The organism is Variovorax sp. CF079 (genome assembly GCF_900101545.1).
GTDB lineage: Bacteria > Pseudomonadota > Gammaproteobacteria > Burkholderiales > Burkholderiaceae_C > Variovorax.
In genome coordinates this window covers 248,180-274,700 of the sequence record NZ_FMZU01000001.1, presented here as the reverse complement: position 1 = coordinate 274,700, position 26,521 = coordinate 248,180, and the positions used below count along the sequence as shown (strand labels likewise).

The 26,521-nt window shown below is 68.0% G+C and carries 23 protein-coding genes; 13 read left to right on the top strand and 10 right to left on the bottom strand.

The features are described 5' to 3' along the window. Nucleotides 1–5: 5 nt before the first annotated feature. The 8 genes from BLS74_RS01470 to BLS74_RS01435 all read left to right on the top strand — a co-directional run bounded on the left by BLS74_RS01470 (nt 6) and on the right by BLS74_RS01435 (nt 7,074). Nucleotides 6–845: a siderophore-interacting protein gene (locus BLS74_RS01470; RefSeq protein ID WP_093102365.1), complete on the top strand. Its 840-nt coding sequence runs from the start codon at nt 6–8 to the stop codon at nt 843–845. A 113-nt stretch (nt 846–958) separates the two neighbouring features. Beyond that, a complete protein-coding gene (locus BLS74_RS01465; protein ID WP_093102364.1) occupies nt 959–1,474 on the top strand; it encodes a hypothetical protein in 516 nt (171 codons plus the stop codon). Between the two features lie 118 nt (nt 1,475–1,592). After that, nucleotides 1,593–1,805 (top strand): AbrB/MazE/SpoVT family DNA-binding domain-containing protein, encoded by a 213-nt coding sequence (locus tag BLS74_RS01460; RefSeq protein ID WP_093102362.1) that lies wholly within the window; start codon nt 1,593–1,595, stop codon nt 1,803–1,805. A 17-nt stretch (nt 1,806–1,822) separates the two neighbouring features. Continuing rightward, nucleotides 1,823–2,200, top strand: a complete 378-nt coding sequence (locus BLS74_RS01455) for a type II toxin-antitoxin system VapC family toxin (RefSeq protein ID WP_244503704.1) — start codon at nt 1,823–1,825, stop codon at nt 2,198–2,200. Then, nucleotides 2,197–4,830: a DNA mismatch repair protein MutS gene (mutS, locus tag BLS74_RS01450; protein ID WP_093102359.1), complete on the top strand. Its 2,634-nt coding sequence runs from the start codon at nt 2,197–2,199 to the stop codon at nt 4,828–4,830. The genes BLS74_RS01455 and mutS overlap by 4 nt, the downstream gene beginning before the upstream one ends. 24 nt (nt 4,831–4,854) lie before the next feature. Further along, on the top strand, nt 4,855–5,682 hold the full coding sequence (locus BLS74_RS01445) for a proteasome-type protease (protein WP_093102358.1): 828 nt from the start codon (nt 4,855–4,857) through the stop codon (nt 5,680–5,682). A gap of 5 nt (nt 5,683–5,687) precedes the next feature. Continuing rightward, complete coding sequence (locus BLS74_RS01440; RefSeq protein WP_093102356.1) at nt 5,688–6,491, top strand: alpha/beta fold hydrolase; 804 nt, start codon at nt 5,688–5,690, stop codon at nt 6,489–6,491. A gap of 121 nt (nt 6,492–6,612) precedes the next feature. Next, nucleotides 6,613–7,074: a hypothetical protein gene (locus tag BLS74_RS01435; protein WP_093102355.1), complete on the top strand. Its 462-nt coding sequence runs from the start codon at nt 6,613–6,615 to the stop codon at nt 7,072–7,074. 16 nt (nt 7,075–7,090) lie between these two features. On the opposite strand, the gene BLS74_RS01430 is transcribed toward BLS74_RS01435, so the two are convergent. The 4 genes from BLS74_RS01430 to BLS74_RS01415 form a co-directional block, all read right to left on the bottom strand. Next, nucleotides 7,091–7,915 carry an undecaprenyl-diphosphate phosphatase gene (locus BLS74_RS01430; RefSeq protein ID WP_093102353.1) on the bottom strand — a complete coding sequence of 275 codons (825 nt, stop codon included), beginning with the start codon at nt 7,913–7,915 and terminating at the stop codon, nt 7,091–7,093. A 53-nt stretch (nt 7,916–7,968) separates the two neighbouring features. After that, nucleotides 7,969–8,610 carry an aspartate/glutamate racemase family protein gene (locus BLS74_RS01425; RefSeq protein ID WP_093102351.1) on the bottom strand — a complete coding sequence of 214 codons (642 nt, stop codon included), beginning with the start codon at nt 8,608–8,610 and terminating at the stop codon, nt 7,969–7,971. Nucleotides 8,611–8,619: 9 nt separating this feature from the next. Beyond that, on the bottom strand, nt 8,620–9,468 hold the full coding sequence (locus BLS74_RS01420; protein WP_244503720.1) for a transporter substrate-binding domain-containing protein: 849 nt from the start codon (nt 9,466–9,468) through the stop codon (nt 8,620–8,622). Between the two features lie 86 nt (nt 9,469–9,554). Further along, nucleotides 9,555–10,883 (bottom strand): aspartate aminotransferase family protein, encoded by a 1,329-nt coding sequence (locus BLS74_RS01415; protein ID WP_093102347.1) that lies wholly within the window; start codon nt 10,881–10,883, stop codon nt 9,555–9,557. A 124-nt stretch (nt 10,884–11,007) separates the two neighbouring features. Between BLS74_RS01415 and BLS74_RS01410 the strand changes: the two genes are divergently transcribed. Continuing rightward, on the top strand, nt 11,008–11,877 hold the full coding sequence (locus tag BLS74_RS01410) for a MurR/RpiR family transcriptional regulator (RefSeq protein ID WP_093102345.1): 870 nt from the start codon (nt 11,008–11,010) through the stop codon (nt 11,875–11,877). Between the two features lie 24 nt (nt 11,878–11,901). Here the strand turns inward: BLS74_RS01410 and BLS74_RS01405 are convergent, their stop codons facing one another. The 5 genes from BLS74_RS01405 to BLS74_RS01385 all read right to left on the bottom strand — a co-directional run bounded on the left by BLS74_RS01405 (nt 11,902) and on the right by BLS74_RS01385 (nt 22,970). Next, the gene (locus tag BLS74_RS01405) at nt 11,902–13,581 is read right to left on the bottom strand and encodes a hypothetical protein (protein WP_093102343.1); all 1,680 of its coding nucleotides are present in this window, start codon (nt 13,579–13,581) and stop codon (nt 11,902–11,904) included. A gap of 220 nt (nt 13,582–13,801) precedes the next feature. Beyond that, nucleotides 13,802–15,232 carry an efflux transporter outer membrane subunit gene (locus tag BLS74_RS01400; RefSeq protein WP_093102341.1) on the bottom strand — a complete coding sequence of 477 codons (1,431 nt, stop codon included), beginning with the start codon at nt 15,230–15,232 and terminating at the stop codon, nt 13,802–13,804. Nucleotides 15,233–15,239: 7 nt separating this feature from the next. Further along, nucleotides 15,240–18,497: an efflux RND transporter permease subunit gene (locus BLS74_RS01395; RefSeq protein ID WP_093102340.1), complete on the bottom strand. Its 3,258-nt coding sequence runs from the start codon at nt 18,495–18,497 to the stop codon at nt 15,240–15,242. A 49-nt stretch (nt 18,498–18,546) separates the two neighbouring features. Continuing rightward, nucleotides 18,547–21,672, bottom strand: a complete 3,126-nt coding sequence (locus BLS74_RS01390) for an efflux RND transporter permease subunit (protein ID WP_093102338.1) — start codon at nt 21,670–21,672, stop codon at nt 18,547–18,549. Between the two features lie 14 nt (nt 21,673–21,686). Continuing rightward, complete coding sequence (locus BLS74_RS01385) at nt 21,687–22,970, bottom strand: efflux RND transporter periplasmic adaptor subunit (protein ID WP_093102337.1); 1,284 nt, start codon at nt 22,968–22,970, stop codon at nt 21,687–21,689. A gap of 243 nt (nt 22,971–23,213) precedes the next feature. On the opposite strand from BLS74_RS01385, the gene BLS74_RS01380 reads away from it, so the two are divergent. Genes BLS74_RS01380 through BLS74_RS01365 form a run of 4 tightly spaced genes read left to right on the top strand, consistent with a single transcriptional unit; the run spans nt 23,214 to nt 25,963 of the window. Further along, a complete protein-coding gene (locus BLS74_RS01380) occupies nt 23,214–23,741 on the top strand; it encodes a DUF6622 family protein (RefSeq protein WP_093102678.1) in 528 nt (175 codons plus the stop codon). Nucleotides 23,742–23,781: 40 nt separating this feature from the next. Continuing rightward, nucleotides 23,782–24,072, top strand: coding sequence for a 2TM domain-containing protein (locus tag BLS74_RS01375; RefSeq protein ID WP_093102335.1), 291 nt, complete (start codon nt 23,782–23,784; stop codon nt 24,070–24,072). Continuing rightward, the gene (locus tag BLS74_RS01370; RefSeq protein ID WP_348272410.1) at nt 24,069–25,133 is read left to right on the top strand and encodes a sensor histidine kinase; all 1,065 of its coding nucleotides are present in this window, start codon (nt 24,069–24,071) and stop codon (nt 25,131–25,133) included. Before BLS74_RS01375 ends, BLS74_RS01370 begins: the two co-directional genes overlap by 4 nt. Further along, nucleotides 25,130–25,963 (top strand): LytR/AlgR family response regulator transcription factor, encoded by an 834-nt coding sequence (locus BLS74_RS01365; RefSeq protein ID WP_093102334.1) that lies wholly within the window; start codon nt 25,130–25,132, stop codon nt 25,961–25,963. The genes BLS74_RS01370 and BLS74_RS01365 overlap by 4 nt, the downstream gene beginning before the upstream one ends. 77 nt (nt 25,964–26,040) lie before the next feature. Here BLS74_RS01365 and BLS74_RS01360 read toward each other — a convergent pair whose 3' ends face one another. Then, on the bottom strand, nt 26,041–26,415 hold the full coding sequence (locus BLS74_RS01360; RefSeq protein ID WP_093102332.1) for a hypothetical protein: 375 nt from the start codon (nt 26,413–26,415) through the stop codon (nt 26,041–26,043). Between the last annotated feature and the right edge of the window lie 106 nt (nt 26,416–26,521).

The following is a 26,521-nucleotide window of genomic DNA, read 5'->3' as shown; positions in this document are numbered from 1 at the left end:
ACGACATGACTTATCTTTCCTCTCCCCCTTCTTCTCCTGGCCCCGACCGCCTGCCGCGCCGCGTGCGCCATGAACTTCGCTTTCGCAAGCTCGAGGTGCGCGCGGTGCAGCGCGTGGCGCCGCACTTGATCCGCATCACGCTCGGCGGTGAGGACCTGGCCGGCTTCACCAGCCTCGGCTTCGACGATCACGCCAAGATCTTTTTCCCCGATGCCGGGACCGGCGCGCTCACCGTGCCGACCGTCGGCCCCGACGGACCGGTCTGGCCCGAGGGCCCGAAGCCGACCATGCGCGACTACACGCCGCGCCGCCACGATGCCGCGGCCGGCACCCTCGAAGTCGACTTCGCGCTGCACGAGGCCGGTCCGGCCACGCAGTGGGCCGAACAGGCCAAGGTCGGCGACCTGCTGGGCGTGGGCGGGCCGCGCGGCTCCTTCATCGTTCCGACCGACTTCGACTGGCACCTTCTGATCGGCGACGACACCGCCCTGCCCGCCATCTGGCGCCGGCTGGCCGAGCTGCCGGCCGGCGCGCACGCGGTGGTGCTGGCAGAGGTCGACAGCGAGGCCGACGAAATCTCCTTCGAGACCCGGGCCAGCCTGGACTTGCAATGGGTGCACCGCCGCGGCGCCGAACCGGGCACTGGCAGCGGCCTGCTCGATGCGCTGCGCAAGCTCACGTTGCCGGCCGGCGACTTCCATGCCTGGGTGGCCTGCGAATCGTCCGCCGCCAAGGCGCTGCGCACCCATCTGGTCGGTGAACGCGGCGCCCATCCCAAGTGGATGCGGGCCTCGGGTTACTGGCGCCGCGGCGCCGTGGCCACCCACGACACCCACGAGGACTGAGCCCGCGCGGCCGGCCGAACGCCCTATGCCTTGAAGGCGTTTGACACCCCATGCCCGCGCGTCCAGAATTTCCATGCTGAATACTTAATGACTATATCCCTGGGAGCCGACAGATGGACATCGGACTTGCGCAATGGCAGTTCCTGGTGGCGCTGTTGACGGGAGCGCTGCTCCTGTTCGTCATCATGTGGATCGCGTGGCACCGCGTCGCCGAGCGGCGCGAAACCGAACGCCGCATCGCGGCGGCCAGGGTGCGATCGGGTCACATACCGCTCGAGATCCCGACCGTGCGCGGCGGCCTGAGCGTGAGCGGCGATTCGCCGCCCGACACCCTGCCCGAGTGGTTCATCCAGGGCAAGGGCGAACATGCCATCGTCGACGAACTGCCGCGCATCCACGTGCGCTATTTAGACCCCCGCGGCCAGAAGGCGGAGTGCACGATGCAGGTCGATCACCTCGACGTGCAGAAGAGGATCCTCCACGGCCACGGCGAACTGCCGGGCGACCTGCGCCGCATTCCGCTGCACCAGATCACCGGCGCGCGGATCGCGGAGTCGGGCCAGCGCTTCAACATCGACACCTGGGTCGACGCCGTGCGCGTCGCGCGCCGGCGCCGCGGGCAGCTGTAGCCATCTCCTCGTTCTCCTTGTGACGGGCGCCCGCCGCGAGCGGGCGCCCGTTCGTCGGCGTGCCTCGGGAAGCGGGTATATTCTTACCGAATCCCCATCGATCAATTCGAGGTACGAAATGACCGCCACCGCGACGCTGTCCAGCAAGTTCCAGATCTCCATTCCCAAGGCTGTTCGTGAAGAACAGCACTGGGAGGCAGGCCAGGAGTTCGTTTTCGTTCCCAAGGGCAAAGGTGTGCTGGTCATGCCGGTGCCGGAACTGGACCAGTTGTCCGGCATCGCCAAGGGCGCAAGAAAAGACGGCTACCGCGACCGCAAGGACCGCTATTGATGGCCGCGTCAACGCGCGTGGTCGATACCTCGGCCTGGATCGAGTGGCTCACCGGCAGCGCGCTCGGCAAGAAACTCGGCAAGGAATTCCCCGACAAAGCGCGCTGCATCGTTCCAACCATCGTCCAGCTCGAACTGTCGAAATGGCTGATGCGCGAGGTCGGCGAAGAACAAGCGGACCAGGTTATCGCCTATACGCAAAAATGCGTGGTCGTGCCGCTGGACACCTCCATCGCACTGCTCGCGGCCGAATTGCACCGCGAGCACAAGCTGGCGACGGCGGATGCCATCGTCTACGCAACGGCGCGACACCAGGGCGCTGATCTGCTGACCTGCGATGCCCATTTCGAAGGCTTGCGCAACACGATGTACTTTCAGAAAACGGAGCGCTCATGAGCCGAGGCGACACACCCGAACTCGCCTCGCACACCCCGATGATGACCCAGTACCTCGGGCTCAAGGCGGACCATCCCGACACGCTGCTGTTCTACCGGATGGGCGATTTCTACGAACTGTTCTACGCCGATGCCGAGAAGGCCGCGCGCCTGCTCGACATCACGCTCACGCAGCGCGGGCAGTCGGCCGGCCAGCCGGTGGTGATGTGCGGCGTGCCCTTCCACTCGGTCGATACCTACCTCGCGCGGCTCATCAAGCTCGGCGAATCGGTGGCCATCTGCGAACAGGTGGGCGAGGTCGGCGCGGCCAAGGGCCCGGTGGAACGCAAGGTGGTGCGCGTGGTCACGCCGGGCACGCTGACCGACACCGAACTCCTCAACGACAAGAGCGATTCGCTGCTGCTCGCGGTGCACGCCGGCACGCGCAACTTCTGCGGCCTGGCCTGGCTGAGCGTCACCGGCGCCGAGCTGCGGCTGGCCGAATGCCCCGCCGATGCGCTGGAAGCCTGGATCGCGCGCATCGCGCCGAGCGAGCTGCTCTACAGCGCCGAGGTGACGCCCGGCTTCGAGCAGCGCCTGAAGGCCGCGCGCAACGGCGCGCCCTTCACGCTCTCGGTGCGGCCCGCCTGGCAGTTCGACGGCGGCCTCGGCGAGCGCAAGCTGTGCGAGCAGATGGGAAGCAACAGCCTGGCCGCCTGGAGCGCCGAATCGCTGGCCAGCGCGCATGCGGCCGCCGCGGCGCTGCTGGGCTATGCGGAGCACACGCAGGGCAGAACGCTTTCGCATGTGCAACGGCTTTCGGTCGAACGCGACGGTGAGCTGATCGAGCTGCCGCCGACCACGCGGCGCAATCTCGAACTGGTGCAGACGCTGCGCGGCGAAGACTCGCCCACGCTGTTCTCGCTGCTCGACACCTGCATGACGGGCATGGGCAGCCGCCTGCTCAAGCGCTGGCTGCTGGCGCCGCGGCGCGAGCGCGGCGATGCAGAGGCGCGGCTCGAAGCCATCGACGCGCTGCAGTCCACAGCGCCCGGCGCCACCGCGGCGCCGTGGCGCACGCTGCGCGATCGGCTCAAGAACACCAGCGACGTGGAACGCATCGCCGCGCGCATTGCGCTTCGGCAGGTGCGTCCGCGCGAGCTGGTCGCGCTGCGCATGGCACTCGCCAAGGCCGAAGAGCTGGCGCCCGCCCTGCCCGGCTCGGCCGCGCTGCTCGCGCGCATCGCCGAGCAGTTGGCGCCGCCGTCCGGTTGCGTCGAACTGCTGGTGGCCGCCATCGGCCCCGAGCCTTCCGCGCTGGTGCGCGACGGCGGCGTGATCGCCGACGGCCACGACGCCGAGCTCGACGAGCTGCGCGCCATCAGCGAGAACAGCGACGCCTACCTGCTGCAGCTCGAAGCGAGCGAACGCGAGCGCACCGGCATCTCGAACCTGCGCGTGCAGTTCAACCGCGTGCACGGCTTCTACATCGAAGTCACGCAGAGCGCGCTCACCAAGGTGCCGGACAACTACCGCCGCCGCCAGACGCTGAAGAACGCCGAACGCTTCATCACGCCCGAGCTCAAGGCCTTCGAGGACAAGGCGCTGTCGGCGCAGGACCGTGCCCTGGCGCGCGAGAAGTGGCTCTACGAGCAGCTGCTCGATGCGCTGCAGCCCTCGGTCGCGGCGCTCGGCCGGCTCGCCAACGCACTGGCCACGCTCGACGCGCTCTGCGCGCTGGCCGAGCGCTCGCACACGCTGCACTGGCGCGCACCGAGCTTTGTCGCCCACCCCTGCATCGAAATCGCAAAGGGCCGCCATCCGGTGGTGGAGGCCCGCCTCGCAGAAAAATCATCGGGCGCATTCATTGCAAACGACACCCGCATGGGTCCTCAACAACGCATGCAGGTGATCACCGGCCCCAACATGGGCGGCAAATCGACTTACATGCGGCAGGTCGCGATCATCGTGCTACTGGCTTCGATCGGCTCGCACGTGCCGGCCGAGGCCTGCCGGCTCGGGCCCATCGATGCCATCCACACGCGCATTGGCGCGGCCGACGATCTCGCCAATGCGCAGTCGACCTTCATGCTCGAGATGACCGAGGCGGCGCAGATCCTGCACGGCGCCACCGCCCATTCGCTGGTGCTGATGGACGAGATCGGCCGCGGAACGAGTACTTTCGATGGCCTCGCGCTCGCCGCCGGCATCGCCGCGCAGCTGCACGACCGCACGCGCGCCTTCACGCTCTTCGCCACCCACTACTTCGAGCTCACCGAGTTCCCGGCCACGCACCACGGCGCCGTCAACATGCACGTGAGCGCCACCGAGGCCGGCCGCGACATCGTGTTCCTGCACGAGATGCAGCCGGGCCCGGCCAGCAAGAGCTACGGCATCCAGGTCGCGCGGCTCGCCGGCATGCCGGCTGCCGTGGTCAATCATGCGCGCCAGGCCCTCGAAGCGCTGGAGGCCCAGCAGACCCAGACGCGCGCCCAGGTCGACCTGTTCGCGCCACCGCCGGCGGTGGAAGCACCGCCTGTGAGCGCCGTAGAATCCGCGCTGACTGTGCTCGACCCCGACACGATGAGCCCGCGCGAAGCGCTCGAAGCGCTCTACGCACTCAAGACACTCCACGCGCGCGAACAGGGCTAGGCCCGATTCGTGCGGGAAGACCTCATGACCTACTGCGTCGGCATCAAACTCAACGCCGGACTGGTGTTCCTCTCCGACTCCCGCACCAATGCGGGCGTCGACCACATCAGCACCTTCCGCAAGATGATCGTCTACGAGCAGCCGGGCGATCGCGTCATGGTGCTGCTGTCGGCCGGCAACCTGAGCATCTCGCAGTCGGTGCGCGAGATCCTGCAGATCGAGGAGCTGCGCGAGACCGAAGACAGCCCGCCGATCACGATCTGGAATGCCAAGAGCATGTTCGATGCCGTGCGCGTGCTCGGCTCGGCGGTGCGCCACGTGTACGACCGCGACGCCGAGGCGCTCAAGCACGCCGGGCTCGACTTCAACGTCTCCTTCATCTTCGGTGGTCAGGTCAAGGGCGAAGGCATGCGCCTGTTCCTGGTCTACGCGGCCGGCAACTTCATCGAAGCGACCAACGAGACGCCCTACTTCCAGGTTGGTGAATCCAAGTACGGCAAGCCGGTGCTCGACCGCGTGCTGACGCCCGACACCCCGCTGGACGAGGCCGCCAAGTGCGCGCTGGTCTCGATGGATTCGACGATGAAGTCGAACCTCTCCGTCGGCCTGCCGCTCGACCTCGTGGTCTATGAAGCCAACCGGCTCGAAACCGACAAGGTGGTCTGCATCGACGCCGACAACCCCTACTACCGGATGATGCACAACAGCTGGGGCCAGAAGCTGCGCGAAGTCTTCGACAGCATCGAGGACCCGGTCTGGGACGACGCTTACACCGAGCATCCGCTCAAGATGCCGGCGACCCGCCACAGCCCGCTGCGCAAGATCTCGACACCTGAAGAAAAGCTGATCTGAAGGGCATGCCTTCGATCGTCTTCTCGCACGGGAACAGCTTCCCGGCGAGCACTTACCGCGTGATGCTCGACAGCCTGCGCAACCGCGGCTTCGAGATCGACGCGATCGAGAAATTCGGCCACGACCCGAAGTACCCCGTCACCGACAACTGGCCGCACCTGGTGCAGCAGCTGGCCGACTTCGCGCGCACGCGGGCCGACGCGGCCGGCGGCCCGGTGTTCCTGGTCGGCCATTCGCTGGGTGGCTTTCTGAGCCTGATGTGCGCAGCGCTGCATCCCGCGCTCGCGCGCGGCGTGGTGCTGCTCGACTCGCCGCTCATCGGCGGCTGGCGGGCCAACACCTTGAGCCTCATGAAGCGCACGCCGTGGATGAAGAGCGTCTCGCCCGGCATGGTGAGCCGCAAGCGCCGCAACAGCTGGGAGCACCGCGAGGCGGTATTCGAACACTTCCGCAGCAAGAAGGCTTTTGCGAAGTGGGACGAACGCGTGCTGCGCGACTACATCGAGCACGGCACCTTCGACATGGAGGACGCCCGCACCTTGAGCTTCGACCGCGACATCGAGACCGCGATCTACGACACCGTGCCCCACAACCTCGGCGCGCTGCTGCGCGCCCATCCGCTCAAGTGCAACGCGGCCTTCATCGGCGGGCGTCAATCGGTCGAGATGCGGCGCGTGGGCATGACGATGACGCAGCAGGTCACCAAGGGGCGGATCATGATGCTCGACGGCACGCATCTTTTTCCGATGGAAAAGCCGATCGCTACCGCCGCGGCAACGGAAGCATCGCTGCGCAACCTGATGGCCTGAACGGCCATTCGAGACGCCCGCGCCCTTGGCCCTCCGGTTGGCTCTTCAGGCCCGCCGCCCCGAGAAAGAGCAACACTGCAAGCGGATTCCACGAGGTTCACAAGGGTTCAGCAGGTTCGCCATGGCACCCACGCCGATCGAAAACGAGCTCATGCATCGCACGCTGCAGGCCATCGAGCAGATGCGGCCCGAGGTCGAAGGTTCTGCGCGGCAGGCGCCGTCCTTTCCGTCCGGCGAGTTCGATCCGATGTTCTTCGACGCTCCGAGCCATCGCAGTCCGCCCGCGCAATCGGCCGTCTATTTCTGCCTGAACTCCGCCAGCGCGCTGCTGGAGGTGACGCGTTCGCTGCTGGTCCGCCTTGAAGAGCCTTCCGCTCCCTGCGGCCATCTACCAGGCTGGAGCGAACTGAGCGAGCTGTCCAAGGCCGCCGGGCAGTCGGCCTACCTGGCCGCGGTGATGCTGGCCGATCCCAGAAACCGGAACCTCGCACCTCTGCGCCGCGAGCATGCCCAGACCCGCACGCCGGTCGGCGCCCGCGTCAAGGCGAAACTGAAGACCTTGATCGGCGCGAAGCCGGCCTAGGGCCTGTTAACAGGCCTTAGTCAGCCCAGACCACCGCCCCGCTCCACGCCGTCGCCAGCACCACGATGCCGAAGGCGATGCGGTACCACGCAAAGGGAATGAAGTCGTGCGTGCTGATGTACTTCAGCAGCCAGCGCACGCAAAGCCAGGCGCTCGCGAACGAAAAAACCAGCCCGACGGCGAACAGCGGAATGTCGACCGCAGACATCAGCGCCCGTTCCTTGTAGAGGCTGTAGGCGCCGGCGCCGATCAGCGTCGGAATCGCGAGGAAGAAGGAGAAATCGGTCGCCGCCTTGCGCGACAGGCCCAGGAGCATGCCGCCGATGATGGTGGCGCCGCTGCGGCTGGTGCCGGGGATCATCGCGAAACACTGCACCAGGCCGACCTTGAGCGCATCCCACGGCGTCATGTCGTCGACGTTCTCGATGTGCACCGAGCCCGGCGGCCGCTTCTCCGCCCACAGGATGATGAAGCCGCCGATGATGAAGGTGCTGGCCACGACCACCGGCGTGAACAGGTGCGCCTTGATCAGCTTGCCGAACACGAGCCCCAGCACCACGGCGGGCAGGAAGCCGATCAGCACGTTGAGTGCGAAGCGCCTCGCTTTCGGCTGGCGCGGCAGCGCGACGACAGTCGAATGAATCTTCTGCCAGTAGACCAGGATGACGGCGAAGATCGCGCCGGTCTGGATCGCGATCTCGAAGACCTTGAACTTGTCACCGTTCAATCCCAGCAGTGAACCGGCGAGGATCAGATGGCCGGTCGACGAGATCGGCAGGAACTCGGTCAGGCCCTCGACGATGCCCATGATCGCGGCCTTGACCAGCAAAACGATATCCACGCGCGCTCCTTGTAAGAGCGCCGATTATCGCGAGGCCGGGAGTCAGTTGGCGTTCAGCTCAGCCGAGCACGCAGCGCGCGCACTGCGCTGTCGACCGTGGTCAGCACCGGCAGCCCCGCTGCGCTTTCGCAGGCAACACGGGCACGCGCCATGCTGAACTGCGCCAGCGCGATGCGCGCGCAGCCCTTGTCGCGCAGCGCGCTGGCCTGCTTCGCGATGAGCGCATCGTGTCGCGCCGCATCGCCCCCGTTCAGCGCATCGAGTGCGCCTTCGGCCAGCGCGAGCTCGAGTTCCACGCCGGCCGGAAACTCCGGCGGCATGAAGTCGAGCGTCGGCTGGAAGGTCGCGATGAGCCCCAGCTTGCCTGTGCCCGCCGCGGCCTCCGCGACCATCGCTTCGTTCGGCTTCAACACCGGCATGCCCGCTTGCCGCCGTGCGACCGCCTCGATGCACGGGCCGAAGGCCGAGCAGGTAAAGAGAATGCCCTTCGCACCCGTATCGACCGCGTACTGCGCGAGAAGCTGGAAGCGTTCATGCATCGCCTCATCGAGCCCTCGGCCGCCGCGCGCAAGATCGGCCGAGAGGCTGTCATCGAGCAGGTTCATCAATTGCGCTTCAGGCCAGTCGCGCGCGAAAGCGGCGTTGATGGGCGCCACCGAGTGGCTCAATGCATGGATCAGGGCGATGCGCGTCATGAACGAGGTTCAGATGCCCTTCGACGACGGGTTGGCAAAAGCCTCCTTCGTCTCGGCATTCATCGGATAGTTGATGTTGATGTTCTTGGGCGGGATCGGCGACATGAACCACTTGGCGTAGAGCTTCTCCATCTCGCCCGACTTCATCATGCCACCCACCACGCGGTCGACCAGCGCCTTGAATTCCGGGTCGTCCTTGCGAAACATCAGCGACTGGTTCTCGGTGCGCAGACTCTCGCCGGTGATGATGAAGTCCTTGGGATTGCGCGCGTTCGCGACCTGGCCGGCGAGCAGGATGTCGTCGAGCACGAAGGCCTGGGCGCGGCCGCTCTCCACCAGCAGGAAGGAGTCGGTGTGGTCCTTGCCGGCCAAGTTGGTCACCTCGAGGTTCTTGCCCTTGTCGGCTTCGCGCAGCAGGCGGAAGGAGGTGGTGCCGGTGGTGGTGACCACCGTCTTGCCCTGCAGGTCGGCAACGCTCTTGATGCCCGAATCGGCCTTCACCAGCATGCGCACGTTGTAGCGGAAGATGTCGGGCGAAAAAGCCACCTGCTTCTGGCGCTCGACCAGGTTGGTGGTGCTGCCGCACTCGATGTCGACCGTGCCGTTGACCACCAGCGGAATGCGGTTGGCCGAGGTCACGGCCTGGTAGCGGATCTCGACGCTGGGCATCTTGAGCTCGGCCTTCATCGCCTCGACGATGCGGTTGCAGATCTCGATGCTGTAGCCCACCGGCTTCAGATTGCCGTCGAGGTACGAAAAGCCGAAGGAGGATTCGCGGTAGCCGAAGGTGATGGTGCCGCTCGCCTTGACCTTGGCGAGCGTGCCGCCGTCCTGCGCATGCACGGCGGCCAGGGGCATCAGGGTGAAGACGGCCACGAGCGCGGCGCCCAGGGTCGACAGGCGTGGGAAGGTCATGGGAAAGCTCCTCGGAAGGGTGGAAGAAATCAGATGGCGCGTACGACGGCGTCGATGGACGCCGCGAGCCGCGTCGCGATCTCGCGCAGGTCCTGCCGCGTCGCGATGAAAGGCGGTGCCAGCAGCACGTGGTCGCCGAGCTTGCCGTCGACCGTGCCGCCGAAGGGATAGCACAGGAGGCCCTGCGCCATGGCCTCCTTCTTGATGCGCACATGCAGGTTCAGCGCCGGCGCGAAAGGCGCCTTGCTCGCGCGCTCGGCCACCAGCTCCACGCCCCAGAAGAAGCCGCGGCCGCGGATGTCGCCCACGTTCGGATGGGCGCCCAGCGTCTCGCGCAGCATGGCGCCGAAGGCCTCGCCGTCCGCGCGCACCTTGGCGAGAAGCCCGTCGCGATGGATCACCTGCTGCACCGCCAGCGCCGCGGCGCAGGCCACCGGATGCCCGAGGTAGGTGTGGCCATGCTGGAAGAAGCCGCTGCCCTGCGACATCGCCTCCACGATCTTCCGCTGCGCCAGCACCGCGCCGACCGGCTGGTAGCCGCCGCCCAGGCCCTTGGCAATGGTCACGAGGTCGGGCACCACGCCCTCCTGCTCGCTCGCGTAGAGCGTGCCGGTGCGGCCCATGCCGCACATCACTTCGTCGAGGATCAGCAGCACGCCGTAGCGGTCGCAGACCTCGCGCACCGCCTTGAAGTAGCCGGGCACCGGCGTCAGCACGCCGGCGGTCGCGCCGCCCACCGTTTCGGCGACGAAGGCGATCACGCTGTCGGGCCCCTGCCCGAGGATTGCCGCTTCGAGTTCATGAGCCAGGCGCTGCCCGTACTGCTCGGGCGTTTCGTCGGCGCGCTGCTCGCGGTAGGGATAGCAGGGCGAAACGTGGGTGGCCGGCACCAGGATCGGCGCGAAGGGCGCGCGCCGCCACGCATTGCCGCCGACCGCGAGCGCGCCCAGCGTATTGCCGTGGTAGCTCTGGCGGCGCGCGATGAAATGCGTGCGCTGCGGCTGGCCGATCTCGACGAAGTACTGGCGGGCCATCTTGAGCGCCGACTCCACGGCCTCCGAGCCGCCGCTCACCAGGTAGACGTGGCTCATGCCCTCGGGCGCGGTGCGAATCAGCTCGTCGGCGAGCTGCTCGGCGACCTCGCTGGTGAAGAAGCTGGTGTGGGCGTAGGCGAGCTTGTCGATCTGCGCATGCATCGCGGCGATCACGTCCGGATGGCCGTGGCCCAGCGAGGAGACCGCCGCGCCGCCCGAGGCATCGAGGTACTCCCGGCCCTCGGCGTCGCGGATCGTCATGCCCTGGGCGGCGACGGCGAGCTGCGGCGTGTGGCGCAGGTGGCGGTGGAAGACGTGCGTCATGCGGTTCGAGGTCTGGAACTAATGTATTGATGGAATTATTGTTTGGAACATTTGTTCCGTCAAGAAGTCCATGAAACACCGCTGTTCCATCCGGTACATTCGTTCCAACGACGAAAGACAAACCATGGGTGTCAAGGACGATCTCCGCCAGCGCTACGAGAGCCTGAGCCCTGCCCTGCAGCAGGTCGCCAAGTACGTGCTCGACCATCCGAACGACGTGGTGACAAGCTCGATGCGCAGCGTCGGCACGCGCGCCGGCAGCACGCCGGCCACGCTGGTGCGCTTTGCGCAGCTCCTGGGCTACGCGGGCTGGCCGCAGTTCAAGGACGCGGTGGCCGCCGAGATGGGCCTGGGCTTGTCCGACGCCTACGGCGCGCGCGCCAAGACCCTGATCGGCCGCGCCAAGGACCAGGGCCTGGCCGGCGAGATGTTCGAGGTGCAGCGGCGCAACCTGGAGAACACGCATCGCCAGAGCGAGGCGGCGCTGCAGAAGGCCTGCGCGGTGCTGGAGAAGGCCAACGCCGTGCACGCGGCGGGCTTTCGCGCCTGCTTTCCGATCGCCTTCTCCTTCGTCTACGTCTACCGGATGTTCCGTTCGAGCGTGCATCTGGTCGACGGCCAGGGCGGCTCGCTCGAGATGCAGCAGCGCGCCTTCGCCAAGGGCGACGCGCTGGTGGTCGCCAGCTTCGTGCCCTACTCGCGCGAAGCGCTGCAGGTCGCGCAGGCCGCCAAGGCGGTGAGCTGCCGCATCGTGGCCATCACGGACAGCATCGCCTCGCCGTTGTCGCTGCTGGCGGACGAGACTTTGCTGTTCGCGATCGACAGTCCGTCCTTCTTTCCCTCGGTCGCGGCGGGCGTGGCCGTCACCGAGGCGCTGGTGGAGATGCTGGCCAGCCGCGCCGGCAAGCCGGTGATCCGGAGCATCGACGAGGCCGAGTCGCAGCTCTTCGAATCGGGTGCCTACCTGCAGGCGCCGCGGCCGCGTGGCGGGTGAACTGGCGACTCTCGCGGCGGCCTTCTATTTCTTCTTCGGCTTCTTGTCGACCTTTTTCTTCGGCAGCAGCGCGCTGCCGACGGCCGCGTCCAGCCTCTTGCCCATCATCGCCAGGTCCTTCTCGGCGTAGGCCAACCCTTCGCGCAGCCCGTTGTCGATGATTTTTTCCGCCGACTTGATCACGGCGTCGCCATCGCGGTAGTCGCTCTCGCGCGCCGCCAGCGCGAGTGACGCCATCGCGCCGCCCAGGGCCGTCATCGCGACGCGATCCAGCACCAGGGACTCCCATGGATCGGGCAGCTCGCCCGGGACAGGCGGCTCGATGCGCCTGCGCAGGAGAGGCAGATGGGGCGCAAGCAACTCGAAGAGCCAGATGTCCACTTGGCACTGCGGCGCGATTCGACCGAGCGCATCGCGGGCCTCGATGCCGATCGGATAGAACATCTCCGGCCGCAAGTCACGAACCGTCAGCGTCCGCTCGATCATGTACGGCGTGAAGAGGCCGATGACATGGCCAGTCAGGCGCATGCGCTCCTGCCGCTCCCGCGGCGCCAGCCAGACGGCAACATTGCGGAAAAAGGCCAGGATGTCCTTATAGGCCGTGGTGTGCGGCACGTTGTCGAGGCCGATCAGGTTGATGTTGAACCAGTGATGCCAGGTGGAGTCGACCAGCACCCGGCCCACGCCGGCTGCGGGCCGATGGCCGTCGTAAGCGCCCAGCAGCCCGAACTGTCGCGGGTCGGTGATCGTGTAGCCGCCCTTCGTTCTGCCAACGACGTTGCGACCGCGAGCGATGACCTCCGGCGCCACGCCGCCCGGATACTGAGCGGGATCGAGCGCCGCCGGCGCGATGCAATCGCCCTCGTGAGGATGATCGGGAAATACGGTGATCGCGCCACGCGGCCCGCACAGCACGGGGTGCGGATAGCGATAGCGCCGCCAGGGACGCCACCAGTTGTGGCCGTACCTGTAGCTGGGATAAATCGGCTGCGGCGTGGAATCGCTCTGGCCTCCGAAGCCCGGGTCGATGCCGGCGATCAATTGCACGGTGTCGTTGCGCGTGAGATCGGTCGAGTCGGGCGCCTTGAGTTCGCCCGGCGGCAGCGGCGCGTTGAACCACCACTTGCGCATGCTCTTGACGCGCGGCACGTTGCCGCATAGCCCGAGGCCCAGGTCTTCGTGGTCACCCATGGCGAGCACGCCGCCGCCGTTGTCCATGAATTTCGTCAGCGCGGCGAGCTCGGCCCCCTGCAGGTACGGCGCGGAGGCGCTGATGCCGAACAGCCAGACCTCGTGGAACGGCGCCAGCTTCGCGTCGCTGAAAGTGAAGGAATCGAAACCGGGCGTGGTGCCCGCGCCGTTCGAACGGTGCGCCAGCGTGAAGGCGAAGCGCGCGTACGCCGGGTGATCGGCCGGCAACGGCGTTCCACCGGGCATGCCGACATTGAAAGCGTCCCGCAGCATGACGCCAAGTCCGAAATCGGTCGCAACGTCGTATGCGCCGCCGCTGTCGATCACCACCAGGATGTTGACCTGCGCCGGGCCGTACTTGATCGGCCAGCGGATCTGTTCGAGTTCGCGCGGCGGGAAGAAGCGGTCGGGCGGCCAACGGGGCCCCGGTTCCGGAAACGGCGGCGGAAAGGGGAACAGATCCGGCGGCGCGAACGGAAACAGGCCTTCAGAACCCTCGAGATCGAACTGCATGGGCTGACTCCTCTCGTAGTGCATTCGGCGAATGCTCGGAGGCAGTGTCGGGAGTCTCCTGGGGTGCGCCTATCGTGCACAAGGCCGGTCCGCTGCAGGCATTGGATGTAGCCGCGCGCCGCCGCGCTGGCCCATTGGCGCATGGGCGCAGGCATAGCCCTGCAGCCAATGGCCTACCCACGTCGAGGGGGACTCCCGGCGCGCGCCGGGCCGGGCAAGCTCAGCCGCCAGCCGGCGTCCGAGGCTGCGAATCGGCCCATTCCGCCTGCCATCCCCCGCCCAGCGCCTGGATCAGGGCCACCGCCGCGCTCTGCCGATTGACCTGCAGTTGCAGCAACGTGCGCCGCGCGTTGAGCGCCGAGACCTGCGCCGTCACCACGTCGGTGTAGCTCACCTGGCCCTGTCGGTAGCGGTTGAGGAATTGCTGCTCGGTGAGGTCGGCCGCGGCCGAGGCCTCGCGGCGCAAGCCCTCCTGCTGCGCGAGGCTGGCGCCTGCGGTGAGCTGGTCTTCGACGTTCTGGAATGCAGTGAGCACGGTCTGGCGGTAGCTCGCCACGGCCGCCTCGCGCGCCGCCTTGGCCGCATCGACGCGTGCGCCGATGGCGCCGGCATCGAACACCGTCTGCGCGACCGACAGGCCCAGCGACCAGAGCATGTTCGAGGCATTGAACAGGTCGCCGACCCGGCTCGCGCTGCTGCTGAGCGCGGCGTTCAGGGTCAGGCTCGGAAAATAGGCCGAGCGGGCGATGCCGATCTGCGCGTTGGCGGCCGCCACCGCGCGTTCGGCCGCGGCGATGTCGGGCCGGCGCTGCAGCAGGGTCGAGGGCACGCCGGCGGGGATGCCGGGCACGACGGGCGTCCAGTCGGCCGGGCGCAGGACGAACTCGGCCGGCGCGGCGCCGACCAGCACCGCGATCGCATGCTCCAGCGTGTCGCGGGTGCGCTGCAGGGCGACACGCTCGGCCTGGGTGTTGACGTAGAGCGTCTGCGCCTGCAGCACGTCGGTCTGGGCCGCGATGCCGGCGTTGTAGCGGTTGCGCGCGATCCCCAGGCTGCGCTCGTAGCCTTCGAGCGTCACGGCCAGCAGCTGCAGCTCGGCATCGGCTTCGCGCAGCGCGAAGTAGTTGGTCGCGAGTTCGCCCACGGCCGAAAGGCGTGCCGAGGCCAGGTCGGCCTCGCTGGCCTGGGCGCTGGCCTGCGCACCGCTGACCGCCTGGCGCAGCCGGCCCCAGACGTCGGGCGCCCAGTCGGCCTGCAGCGAGGCACTGGTCGCGGTCGTGGGCGAGGTGTTGCGCGCGCCGGAGCGGCGGGCGCTGCCGTCCGCGGTGACGGTCGGGAACAGCGCCGCGCGCTGCTCGCGCACCAGCGCCTGAGCCTGCGCATAGTTGGCCACGGCGGCGGCGATGTTCTGGTTCGAAACCTGCACGCGCGCCGCGAGCTCGTCGAGGCCCGCGTCGCCGAACAGCTTCCACCACTCGCCGCGGTCCAGCGCGTCGGCCGGGGCGGCGGGCAGCCAGCCTTCGGCGGCGGCCGCCTCCTTCCATGCGGGGGGCTGGGACGTGGAGGGCTGCTCGTAGGCGGGGCCGATGGCGCAGCCCGAGAGCAGGGCCGCAAGCGCCAGGGCCAGATGGGTTCTTCTGTTCTTCGTCATCAGGTCTTCATGCCGAGCTCGCGGCACGGCTCAGGTATTTTTCGTTGGCCGGGCGCCGGCGCAGCTTGTCGAGCAGCACGTAGACGACCGGCGTGGTCAGAAGCGTCAGCAGCTGGCTCGCAATCAGGCCGCCGATGATCGCGACGCCCAACGGCTGGCGCAGCTCCGCGCCCTGGCCGAAGCCGATCGCGAGCGGCAGCGCGCCGAGCGCGGCCGCCAGCGTGGTCATCAGGATCGGGCGGAAGCGCAACAGGCAGGCCTCGCGCACCGCCTCGACCGCGCTCAGGCCGCGCGCGCGCTCGGCCTCGAGCGCGAAGTCGATGATCAGGATCGCGTTCTTCTTGACGATGCCGATCAGGAGGAAGATGCCGATCAGCGCGATGATCGAGAACTCCATGCGGAACAGCAGCAGCGCCAGCACCGCGCCGACGCCGGCCGAAGGCAGCGTGGTCAGCACCGTGACCGGATGCACCAGGCTCTCATAGAGCACGCCGAGCACGATGTAGATCACGATCAGCGCCGCGAGGATCAGGAAGAGCTGCTGCGCCTGCGACTGCTGCGCCGCCAGCGCCGTGCCCTGGAAGCTGCCGCGCACGTTGACCGGCATCGCGATGTCGGCCTCGGCCTGGGCGACGATGCGCTTGGCCTGCGCCAGGCTCACGCCTTCGGCCAGGCTGAACGAGACGGTGCTCGCGAGCTCGGTGTCCTGGTGGTCGATCGAGGTCGGCACCGCCCGCTCGCTGAGCTTGGCGAAGGCCGAGAGCGGAACCATATTGGTGGTGCTGGTCGCGATCTGCTGGCCGGCCGACGAGGTCCGCGATGCCGGGTTGGCCGAGGTGGTGGTCGATGTGCCGGTGGTCGCGTCGGTGGTGGCCTGCAGCGAACTGGTGCTGGTCGCGCCGCTCGCTGTGGTGGTGGTGTTCAGCGTCGAAGGCACGTACAGGTCCTTGAGCGCGATCGGCGCGCGCTGGAAGCGCGGCGCCCACTCCATGATCACCGAGTACTGGTTGAGCTCGTCGTAGATGGTGGCCACCGAGCGCTGGCCATAGGCGTTGTAGAGCGCGCTGTCGACCGCGCTCGAGGTCACGCCGAGCCGCGCCGCGGCATCGCGATCGACCTCGACGTAGGTCTCGACGCCGTTGTCGGCATCATCGCTGTCGATGTCGGTCAGCATGGTCTCCTGGCGCAGGCGCTCGGCCAGCTTGGTCGACCAGGCGCGCAGGTCGTTCAGGTTGTCGCTCTTGAGCGTGTACTGGTAGCTCGAGTTGCTGGAGCGCCCGCCCATGCGCAGGTCCTGCACCGGGTTCAGGAACACGCGCAGGCCGGTGAGCTGGTTGAGCTGCGGGCGCAGGCGGTCGATCACCGCGGCCGTCTTCTCGGTGCGCTCGGACACCGGCTTGAGGTTTACGAACATGAAGCCGCCGCCCGCGCGGCCACCGCCCGAGAAGCCCACCACGGTGTCGACCGCCGGGTCCTTGCGGATGATGTCCTCGGCCTGGCGCAACTTGTCGGCGACCGCCGCGGACGAGATGCTCTGGTCGGCCCGCAAGCCCGCGTTGAGCTGCCCGTTGTCCTGCTGCGGGAAGTAGCCCTTGGGGATGGCGTTGAAGAGATAGACGTTGAGTGCGATCACCGCCAGCAGCACCACCATCACGACGCCTTTGCTCGCGAGCGCCCAGTCCAGGCTGTGGGCGTAGGTGCGCAGGGTCCACTGCCAGGCACGCTCGGCGCGGCTGCCGAGCCAGGCGCGCACGCGCCCGGGCTTCTTGGCCGGCCCCTCTTCCGCCTCGCTGCGCAGCAGCATGGCGCACATCATCGGCGTGGTGGTCAGCGAGATCACGAGCGAGATCAGTACCGACGCCGACAGCGTGACCGCGAACTCGCGAAACAGCCGGCCGACCTGGTCGCCCATGAACAGCAGCGGAATGAACACCGCCACCAGCGAGAGGCTGATCGACAGCACCGTGAAGCCGACTTCGCGCGCCCCGCGCAGCGCCGCCTCCATGCGGTTCATGCCGGCCTCGACGTGGCGCGCTGTGTTCTCCAGCACCACGATGGCATCGTCCACCACGAAGCCGGTGGCCACCGTGAGCGCCATCAGGCTCAGGTTGTTGAGGCTGTAGCCCAAGAGGTGCATCACGCCGAAAGTGCCCAGCAGCGAGACCACGGTCGCCACCGCCGGGATGATGGTGGCGCGCGCCTTGCGCAGGAACAGGCCCACCACCAGCACCACCAGCACGATCGAGACCATCAGCGTGAACTCGATCTCGCGCAGCGAGGCGCGGATCGAGTTGGTGCGGTCGGACGCGACCTGGATGTCGATGTCCTGCGGCAGTTGCGTGCGCAGTTCGGGCAGCAGCTTGCGCACGCCATCCACGGTTTCAATGATGTTGGCGCCGGGCTCCTGCGTCAGCAGCACGACCACGGCAGGTGCACCGTTGAACAGGCCCAGCGTGCGCGTGTTCTCGACGCTGTCGATCACGCGCGCCACGTCGCCCAGGCGCACCGCGGCGTTGTTGCGCCAGGCGATCACCAGGTCGCGGTAATCGTCGGCGCGTCGCCCCGCCGCGGGCGTGTAGACCTGCAGCCGGCGGTCGCCGCTCTCGATCGCGCCCTTGGGCCGGTTCGCGTTGTTGGCCTGGATCGCGGCACGCACGTCCTCGGTGCTGATGCCCATGCGGTTGAGCGCGAAGGGCTCGAGCTCGACCCGCACAGCAGGCAGCGAACCGCCGCCGATCTCGACCTCCCCCACGCCCTCGACCTGCGACAGGCGCTGGCTCACGATGTTCGACACCGCCTCGTAGATCTGCCCCGGCGTGCGCGTCTTGGAAGTCAGCGCAAGGATCATGACCGGCGCCGCCGTCGGGTTGCGCTTGCGGTAGGTCGGGTTGCTGCGCAGCGTGGCCGGCAGATCGACGCGCGCCGCGTTAATGGCCGCCTGCACCTCGCGCGCGGCGCTGTCGATGTTGCGCTTGAGGTCGAACTGCAGCGTGATGCGCGCCGATCCGTTGGAGCTGGTCGAGGTCAGTTCATTGACGCCGGGAATGATGCCCAGCCGGCGCTCCAGCGGCGTGGCAACGCTCGATGCCATCGTGCTCGGGCTGGCACCGGCGAGGCTGGCTTGGACCGAGATGGTGGGGAAATCGACCTGGGGCAGCGGCGAGACCGGCAGCACGAAGAAGGCCACCATGCCGGCCAGGGCGACGCCGATCGTCAGCAAGACCGTGGCGATCGGGCGTTCGACGAAGGGCTTGGAGAGGTTCATGCCTTACTCCCTCTCCCTCTGGGAGAGGGTGGGGGTGAGGGCACGGGGCTCAAGCGGAATGCGTTGCTTCACGCTTTCCTCCGAATCTCCGCCCCATCCGATCAAAGGCAAGATAGATCACCGGCGTCGTGAACAGCGTCAACACCTGGCTCACCACCAGCCCGCCGAAGATCGCCAAACCCAGAGGACGCCGCAATTCAGCCCCCTCACCCCACCCGAACATCAAGGGCAAGGCGGCAAACAAGGCCGCCAGCGTGGTCATCAGAATGGGCCGGAAGCGCAGCAGCGCCGCCTGGTGAATCGCCTCCTGCGGCGACTTGCCCTGATGGCGCTCCGCATCGATCGCGAAGTCGATCATCATGATCGCGTTCTTCTTCACGATGCCGATCAGCAGAATGATCCCGATGATGCCGATCACGCCGAGGTCGTTGCCGGTCACCATCAGCGCCAACAACGCCCCGACACCGGCAGAAGGCAGCGTCGACAAAATCGTCAGCGGATGGATGTAGCTCTCGTAGAGCACGCCCAGCACGATGTACACGCACACCACGGCCGCGAGGATCAGCCACAGCTGGTTGGTCAGCGATTTCTCGTAGGCCCCTGCCGCGCCGAGGAAGGTCATGCCCACGCTGGCGGGCAACGCGATGTCCTTGGCCGCGGCGCGGATCGCCGCGACCGACTTGCCGAGCGACACGCCCGAGGCGGTGTCGAAGCCCACGGTCGCGGCCGGGTACTGCGCGACCCGCGTGACTTGCAGCGGCGCGAGCTGCTCGCGCACGGTCGCCAGCGAGGACAGCGGCGTCGGCGTGCCCGCGCCGGTGCGCAATTGCAGGTTGCCCAGGCCCTGCGGCGAAGACAGCGCCTCGCGCTGGGCCTCGAGGATCACGCGGTACTGGTTGGTCTCGGTGAAGATGGTCGACACGATGCGCTGGCCGAAGGCGCTGTAGAGCGCATCGTCGACCGAGCTGGCGGTGACCGACAGCCGCGAAGCTGTGTTGCGGTCGATGTCCACGTAGGCGGCCATCCCCTGCGCGCCCGCATCGGTGGTCGGGTTGCGCACCTGCGGCACTGTGCGCAGGCGCTCCACCAGCTTCCTCGCCCATTCGTTCACGGTCGTGGTGTCCACGCCTTCGAGCGAGACGCGGAACTCGGTCGGGCCGGTCTCGGCATCGATGGTCAGATCCTGCGTCGGCTGCAGGTAGAGCGCCACACCGGCCACCGCGCGCACGCGCTCGCGCAGGCGCTGCATGGTCTCTTCCTGGTTGCCGCGGTCGGCGCGCAGGTTCACCAGCATGCGGCCGGTGTTGAGCGCCGTGTTGTTGGCCGCGTCCACGCCCACCACCGAGCTCAGGCTGCGCACCTCCGGGTCGGCCAGGATCGCGTTGGCCGCGGCCTGCTGCAGCTCGGCCATGCGCACGAACGAAACGTCCTGCGCCGCCTCGATGCGCGCCTGCAGCTGCCCCGTGTCCTGGGTCGGGAACAGGCCCTTGGGAATGGCGATGTAGAGCAGCACGGTGAGCACCAGCGTGAACAGCGCCACCACCAGCGTCAGCGGCTGATGGCGCAGCACCCATTGCAGCCAGCCGTCGTAGCGCGCGATCACGCGATCGATGAACTGCTGCACCCGCGCGCCGAAGCGCCCGCCCTCTTCCGCCTGCGGTTTGAGCCAACGCGCCGACATCATCGGCACCAGCGTCAGCGAAACCACGGCCGAGATGAGGATGGTGATCGCCAGCGTGACCGCGAACTCGCGGAACAGCCGGCCCACCACGTCGCCCATGAAGAGCAGCGGAATCAGCACCGCCACCAGCGACACCGTCAGTGAAATGATGGTGAAGCCGATCTGCGTCGCACCCTTGAGCGCAGCCTTGAAGGGCGGATCGCCCTCCTCCAGGTAGCGCGCGATGTTCTCGATCATGACGATCGCGTCGTCCACCACGAAGCCGGTCGCGATGGTCAGCGCCATCAGGCTCAGGTTGTTGAGGCTGTAGCCCAGCAGGTACATGAGCCCCAGCGTGCCGATGAGCGAGATCGGCACCGCGACGCTTGCGATCACGGTGGCGCGCAGGCTGTGCAGGAAGAAGAAAATCACCAGCACCACCAGCACCACCGCCAGCGCCAGCTCGAGCTGCACGTGGTGCACCGAGGCGCGGATGCCGGTGGTGCGGTCGCTCAGCACCTCGACCTTGAGCGAACCGGGCAGCGAGGCTTCGAGATCGGGCAGCTGCTTCTTGATCGCGTCGACCGTGCCGATCACGTTGGCGCCCGGCTGGCGCTGAACGTTGAGGATGATGGCGGGGTACAGCGCCGCCGTGCTGTTGTCGTCCTTCGCTTTCTCGCTGCGCTGCGCGGCCCACGCGCCGAGCTGCGTGTTCTCGGCGCCGTCGACCACGCGCGCGACGTCGCTCATGCGCACCGGCGCGCCGTTCTTCCAGGCGACGATCAGGTTCTTGTAATCGGCCGCCGCCACCAGCTGGTCGTTGGCGTTGATGGTGTAGGCGCGCTTCGGGCCGTCGAAGCTGCCCTTGGCACTGTTGGCATTGGCCGCCGCGATCGCGGTGCGCAGCGTGTCCAGCCCGATGCCGACCGAGGCCAGCGCATTGGTGTCGGCCTGGATGCGCACCGCGGGCCGCTGCCCGCCCGAGAGCGAGACCAGCCCGACGCCGCTCACCTGGCTGATCTTCTGCGCCAGCCGCGTGTTCACGAGGTTCTGCACCTCGGTCAGCGGCATGGTTTCGGAGCTCACGGCCAGCGTGAGGATCGGCGCGTCGGCCGGGTTGACCTTGGCGTAGACCGGCGGCGCCGGCAGATCTGCCGGCAGCAGCGAGCCACCGGCGTTGATGGCGGCCTGCACCTGCTGCTCGGCGACGTCGAGCGTCTGGTCGAGCGCGAACTGCAGCGTGACGATGGACACGCCGGCCGAGCTGGTGGAGCTCATGCGATCGAGCCCCGCCATCTGGCCGAACTGGCGCTCCAGCGGCGCGGTGACGGTGCGGCTCATCACCTCGGGGCTGGCGCCCGGGTAGAGCGTCTGCACCTGGATGGTCGGGTAGTCGACCTGCGGCAGGGCTGCCAGCGGCAGGAAGCGGAAGCCCACCAGGCCCGCGAGCACGATCGCGACCATGAGGAGCGCGGTCGCCACCGGCCGCTCGATGAAAGGACGTGAAGGGCTCATTCAGAGCACCTCGTTCAGGGTGACGCGGGCCGCTGGCGCCTGCCTTCGCCGCGCGGGCCTCTAGGGCCGGAAGCGCCGGGGCGCGGGCCGGTCACCGGCTTGTCGCCCTGGAGCTGCACGCGGGCGCCGTCCTTGATGCGGTCGCCACCTTCGGTCACGACGTTCTCGCCGGCCTCGAGGCCTTCGGTGATCGCCACCACGTCGACCGTGGACTCGCCGCGCTTGACGGCGCGCATCGAAACCGTGCGGTCTTCGTTGATCACGTACACGTAGTTGCCGTTGGGCCCCGTGCGCACCGCCGTCACCGGCACCACGATCGCGTTCACGGTGCGCAGCGTCATCTGGATATTGACGAACTGGCTCGGGAACAGCGTGACGGCGGCATTGCCGAAGCGCGCCTTGCCCTTCACGGTGCCGGTGCTGGTGTCGACCACGTTGTCGAGCGTGGAGAAGGTGCCGGTGTCGAGCGTCGCGCTGCGCGTGCGGTCCAGCGCCTTGACCGTGAGCGGCACACCCTTGGCGAGCTGGGCCTGGATGTCTGGCAGGCGGTCCTGCGGCACCGCGAACTGCACGTCGATCGGGTTCATCTGCGTGATCACCGCGATGCCGGTGCTCGCATTGGCCGTGACCGTGTTGCCGAGGTCGACCGTGCGCAGGCCGATGCGCCCGGCCACCGGCGCGGTGATGCGCGTGTAGTCGAGGTTGAGCCTGGCGGCAGCCTCGGACGCGCGGTCGGTGGTCACGGTGCCTTCGAGTTGCTTGACCAGCGCGGCCTGGGTGTCGACGTCCTGCCGCGCGATCGAATCCTGGGTGAGCAGCGTGCGGTAGCGCGCCAGCGTCACGCGCGCGGCCTCGAGCTGCGCCTCGTCGCGCACGCGCGTGCCCTGGGCCTGCATCAGCGCCTGCTCGTAGGGGCGCGGATCGATGCGCGCCAGCAGCTGGCCCTTGGTGACGGTCTGGCCCTCGGTGTAGAGCACCTCGGTGAGCACGCCGCCGACTTGCGGCTTGAGGGTGATGGTCGCCAGCGGCGTCACCGTGCCCAGCGCCTCGATGGTCACCGGCAGTTCGGCCCGGCGCGCAGCCGCGTGGCCGACGGTAGAGCTCGCGCCGCCGAAGCCGCCACGGCCGGCGGCCGGTTCGTTCGAGCGCTTGATCAGATACCAGGCACCGCCGCCCAGGGCCAGGACCAGCACCAGTGCGGCCAGGCTGCCCAGCCAGAGCCGGCGTCGCGATGGCGGCCGGCGAACGGGTTGGCCGGCGGGGATGGCGTCAGGAGGCTCGGGGGTGGGGGAAGACATCGGACGAAAAAGGGGCAGTACGGAGGCAGCCCTGAGTGGAGCGCCGAATCGTAGCGCTCCGTCCTTACGAACCGTAAAGCCGCGGTAAAGCCGGCGTTGACCTATGCATCCGGCGACGACGGATTGCAACTCGCGCCGTCCGGATGCGCTTCGTCGCAAGGGCGTGGCGGGCGCCGCGGCCGGCCGGCACAGTCCGCTCCATCGACGACTTCCGACCCCACTTCCCGGAGAAACGACATGCTGATGCTCGCCCAGATCCTGGCCCATACCCCCCGCTGGGTGTTCGCGCTTTTCGCCATGCTCGTGTGGCTCGGCGCCAAGCAATTGTTCGCCGGTGGCGTGAGCCTGACCCGCATCGCCCTCATGCCGATCGCCATGACCGCTTTGTCGGTCTACGGCGTTCTTTCCGGCTTCGGCGATTCGCCGATGGCGCTCATGGCCTGGGCCGGGGCGGCGGCGCTGATGCTCTGGACCGTGCTGCAGAGGCCGCTGCCCGCCGGCACGCGCTACGACGCCGCGGCGCGCCGGTTTCAGGTCGCCGGCAGTGCGGTGCCGCTGGCGCTCATGATGGGCATCTTCTTCACCAAGTACGCGGTCGGCGTGCTGCTCGCGATGCATCCCGAACTCAAGCAGCAGGCGGCTTTCGCGCTCGGCATCAGCGCGCTCTATGGCGGCGGGAGCGGCATCTTCGCAGCCCGTGCGCTGCGGATGTGGACCCTGGCGCTTCGCAACGACCGCGCGCAGGCCGAACTGCCGGCGGCAGGCGCCTAGGATCGGCCAGAATCTTCTTGTCTTTCAAAGAGGCGACACCATGAACGACGACTCCTCCAACCATGATCCGCAGGAACGGCTCGCCCGCCGCCGTGCTGGCGCCAAGATGGGCTGGTACATCCATGCCACCGTCTACCTGCTGGTCAACCTGTTCCTCGTGCTCCTGGCCACCTCGCGCGGGCAGGACTGGGCCATGTACCCGCTGCTCGGCTGGGGCCTGGGCCTCCTGATCCACGGCGCGGTGGTGTTCTTCGTCGCCCCGGGCGGCAATCTCTACGACCGTTTGCTCGAACGCGAACGCAAGGCACTGCGCGGCGGAGACCGCCGGTGATCGACGCGCTGACGCGCAGCTTCACACCGGGGAATCTCAAGGACCTGCTGCGGCACGGCGTAACCACCGCGGTGTTCTCCTGCGTCATCGCGGTGGTGCTGGCCATTTCGGGCCGCGGCGGATGGGTGTCGCAGCTCATCTATTCGTTCTCGATCGGGATGATCAGCTGGCTGGTGATCGACATCGGCCGCCTGCTGCTGGCCGGGCGCAGCGACAAGCCTTGGCCGCTCGGCCTGCCGGGCATCCTGCTGGTCCTCACGGGCGTCGTGATCGGCTTTCTGGGCGGCAACGCGATCGGCGATGCCTGGACCGGCAAGCCGATGCTGGAGTTCCGGACCTTCTCGCCGGACAGGCTGGTCTCGACGCTGATGATCACGCTGGTCGCGACCATCGCGATCTGCTACTACTACTACAGCCGCGGCAAGGCCAAGTACCTCCAGGGGCAGATCGCCCTCGCCGAACGCGACGCCACCGATGCGCGGCTCAAGCTGATCGAAACGCAGCTCGAGCCGCACATGCTCTTCAACACCTTGGCCAACCTGCGCGTGCTGATCGCCACCGATCCGCCGCGCGCCGTGGCCATGCTCGACAGCCTCAACAGCTACCTGCGCGTGACGCTCAGCGGCTCGCGCGCGCTCGCGCATCCGCTGGCGGCCGAGTTCCAGCGCCTGCGCGACTACCTCGAACTGATGTCGGTGCGCATGGGCGCACGGCTCGCCTACAGGCTCGATCTGCCCGAGGACCTGCGCGAGGTGCCGGTGCCGCCGCTCTTGCTGCAGCCGCTGGTCGAAAACGCCATCCGGCACGGCCTCGAGCCCAAAGTGGGAGGCGGCGAGATCGCGGTCGGCGCGCGGCGCGAAGGCCGGAATCTCCTCATCGACGTGTGTGATACCGGCGTGGGCATCGACAACACCCGGCCGCCCTCCGAAGATGGCGGCTTCGGCCTCGCGCAGGTGCGCGAGCGGCTCGCCACCGTGTACGGCCCGCAAAGCTCGCTGGACCTGAGCGCGGGTCCAGCCGGCGGCACCCGCGCCACCATCACCCTTCCCTTGCCTGCATGAAACCCACCGCCCTCATCGCCGAAGACGAACCGCTGCTGGCCCAGGCCCTGCGTGCCGAACTCGCCGCCGCCTGGCCCGAACTGCAGGTGCTCGCCACCGTGGGCGACGGCCAGAGCGCGGTGCGTGAGGCGCTGCGCCTGCTGCCGCAGGTGCTGTTCTTCGACATCCGCATGCCGGGCCAGGACGGCCTAGCCGCCGCCGCCGAACTGGCCGATGCCTGGCCCGCCGACGAGGCACCGATGCCGCAGCTGGTGTTCGTGACCGCCTACGACGAGTACGCGGCCCGCGCCTTCGACGCCCAGGCCATCGACTACGTGCTGAAGCCGGTGCAGACCGAACGCCTGCAGCGCACCGTCGCGCGCCTGAAGGACGCGCTGGAACTTCGCAATTCCCCCGCGGTACCGGCCGACGACGCGCTGGCCAGCACCCTCTCGCAATGGCGCAAGCTGCTGGCGACGGCCGGCGGCGCGGCCGCGGTTCCGGCGGGCGCGATGCCCCTCAAGCTGATCGCCGCCAGCGAGGCTGGCACCTCCGGGAACACGGTGCGCATGGTCCCGATCGACGAGGTGCAGTACTTCGAGGCGGCCGACAAGTACGTGCGCGTGCTGACCGCCAGCCACGAATACCTGATCCGCACGCCGCTCAAGCAGTTGCTGCCGCAGCTCGACGCCGGCGCCTTCTGGCAGGTGCACCGCGCCATGGTGGTGCGCAGCGAAGCCATCGAATCGGTGCACCGCGACGAGGCCGGCAAGCTGCATCTGGCCCTGCGTGGCCGCCGGGAAAAAATCCCGGTCAGCCGCCTCTATGCCCACCTGTTTCGCGCCATGTGAAAAGAAGGCACCCATGAAAAAACCGGCCCTGAGGCCGGTTTTTTCATGTGACAGCAGGCAATCGTATCTGTCTGCGCTCAGCGCCAGTGGCCGTGACCATGGCCATGGCCATGGCCGTGGCCGTAGCCGTGGCCGCGATAGTAGTGATGACGGTAGTAGCCATACGGCTGACGGTAGTAAACCGGGGCCGGCGGGCCGTAGTACACGGGGGCCGGACGGTAGTAGACCGGCGGCGGCGGCGCGTAGTACACGGGAGCCGGACGGTAGTAGACCGGCGGCGGCGCGTAGTACACCGGCGGAGCCGCCACGCCGACTGCCACACCGGGTGCGCTGATGCCGACCGACCAGCTCACGTCGCCGCGAGCATTGGCCGAGGCCGCCGTGAACAATGCGCCCGCTGCGACCGCACCGGCGGCAGCCCATTTGAAGAAAGTGGAACGAGTGAGGCTCATTTTGTGGGACTCCTTGTTGGGAGGGCGCAAATCGCCCATGCCTGTATTGAACGCGCCAACTGTGAACTCCGTTCACATCGCTGGGTGAAGAAAGTTGCAAAAGGTA

Excerpts from the sequence above, each read along its gene's own strand:
- BLS74_RS01380 (WP_093102678.1), top strand. The coding sequence starts at position 23,214 with ATGCTCGCCCAGATCCTGGCCCATACCCCCCGCTGGGTGTTCGCGCTT.
- BLS74_RS01465 (WP_093102364.1), top strand. The coding sequence starts at position 959 with ATGGACATCGGACTTGCGCAATGGCAGTTCCTGGTGGCGCTGTTGACG.
- BLS74_RS01435 (WP_093102355.1), top strand. The coding sequence starts at position 6,613 with ATGGCACCCACGCCGATCGAAAACGAGCTCATGCATCGCACGCTGCAG.
- BLS74_RS01440 (WP_093102356.1), top strand. The coding sequence starts at position 5,688 with ATGCCTTCGATCGTCTTCTCGCACGGGAACAGCTTCCCGGCGAGCACT.
- BLS74_RS01425 (WP_093102351.1), bottom strand. The coding sequence starts at position 8,610 with ATGACGCGCATCGCCCTGATCCATGCATTGAGCCACTCGGTGGCGCCC.
- BLS74_RS01470 (WP_093102365.1), top strand. The coding sequence starts at position 6 with ATGACTTATCTTTCCTCTCCCCCTTCTTCTCCTGGCCCCGACCGCCTG.
- BLS74_RS01420 (WP_244503720.1), bottom strand. The coding sequence starts at position 9,468 with ATGCCCCTGGCCGCCGTGCATGCGCAGGACGGCGGCACGCTCGCCAAG.
- BLS74_RS01445 (WP_093102358.1), top strand. The coding sequence starts at position 4,855 with ATGACCTACTGCGTCGGCATCAAACTCAACGCCGGACTGGTGTTCCTC.
- BLS74_RS01395 (WP_093102340.1), bottom strand. The coding sequence starts at position 18,497 with ATGAACCTCTCCAAGCCCTTCGTCGAACGCCCGATCGCCACGGTCTTG.
- BLS74_RS01390 (WP_093102338.1), bottom strand. The coding sequence starts at position 21,672 with ATGAGCCCTTCACGTCCTTTCATCGAGCGGCCGGTGGCGACCGCGCTC.
- BLS74_RS01365 (WP_093102334.1), top strand. The coding sequence starts at position 25,130 with ATGAAACCCACCGCCCTCATCGCCGAAGACGAACCGCTGCTGGCCCAG.
- BLS74_RS01405 (WP_093102343.1), bottom strand. The coding sequence starts at position 13,581 with ATGCAGTTCGATCTCGAGGGTTCTGAAGGCCTGTTTCCGTTCGCGCCG.
- BLS74_RS01400 (WP_093102341.1), bottom strand. The coding sequence starts at position 15,232 with ATGACGAAGAACAGAAGAACCCATCTGGCCCTGGCGCTTGCGGCCCTG.
- mutS (WP_093102359.1), top strand. The coding sequence starts at position 2,197 with ATGAGCCGAGGCGACACACCCGAACTCGCCTCGCACACCCCGATGATG.
- BLS74_RS01385 (WP_093102337.1), bottom strand. The coding sequence starts at position 22,970 with ATGTCTTCCCCCACCCCCGAGCCTCCTGACGCCATCCCCGCCGGCCAA.
- BLS74_RS01360 (WP_093102332.1), bottom strand. The coding sequence starts at position 26,415 with ATGAGCCTCACTCGTTCCACTTTCTTCAAATGGGCTGCCGCCGGTGCG.
- BLS74_RS01415 (WP_093102347.1), bottom strand. The coding sequence starts at position 10,883 with ATGACGCACGTCTTCCACCGCCACCTGCGCCACACGCCGCAGCTCGCC.
- BLS74_RS01410 (WP_093102345.1), top strand. The coding sequence starts at position 11,008 with ATGGGTGTCAAGGACGATCTCCGCCAGCGCTACGAGAGCCTGAGCCCT.
- BLS74_RS01375 (WP_093102335.1), top strand. The coding sequence starts at position 23,782 with ATGAACGACGACTCCTCCAACCATGATCCGCAGGAACGGCTCGCCCGC.
- BLS74_RS01460 (WP_093102362.1), top strand. The coding sequence starts at position 1,593 with ATGACCGCCACCGCGACGCTGTCCAGCAAGTTCCAGATCTCCATTCCC.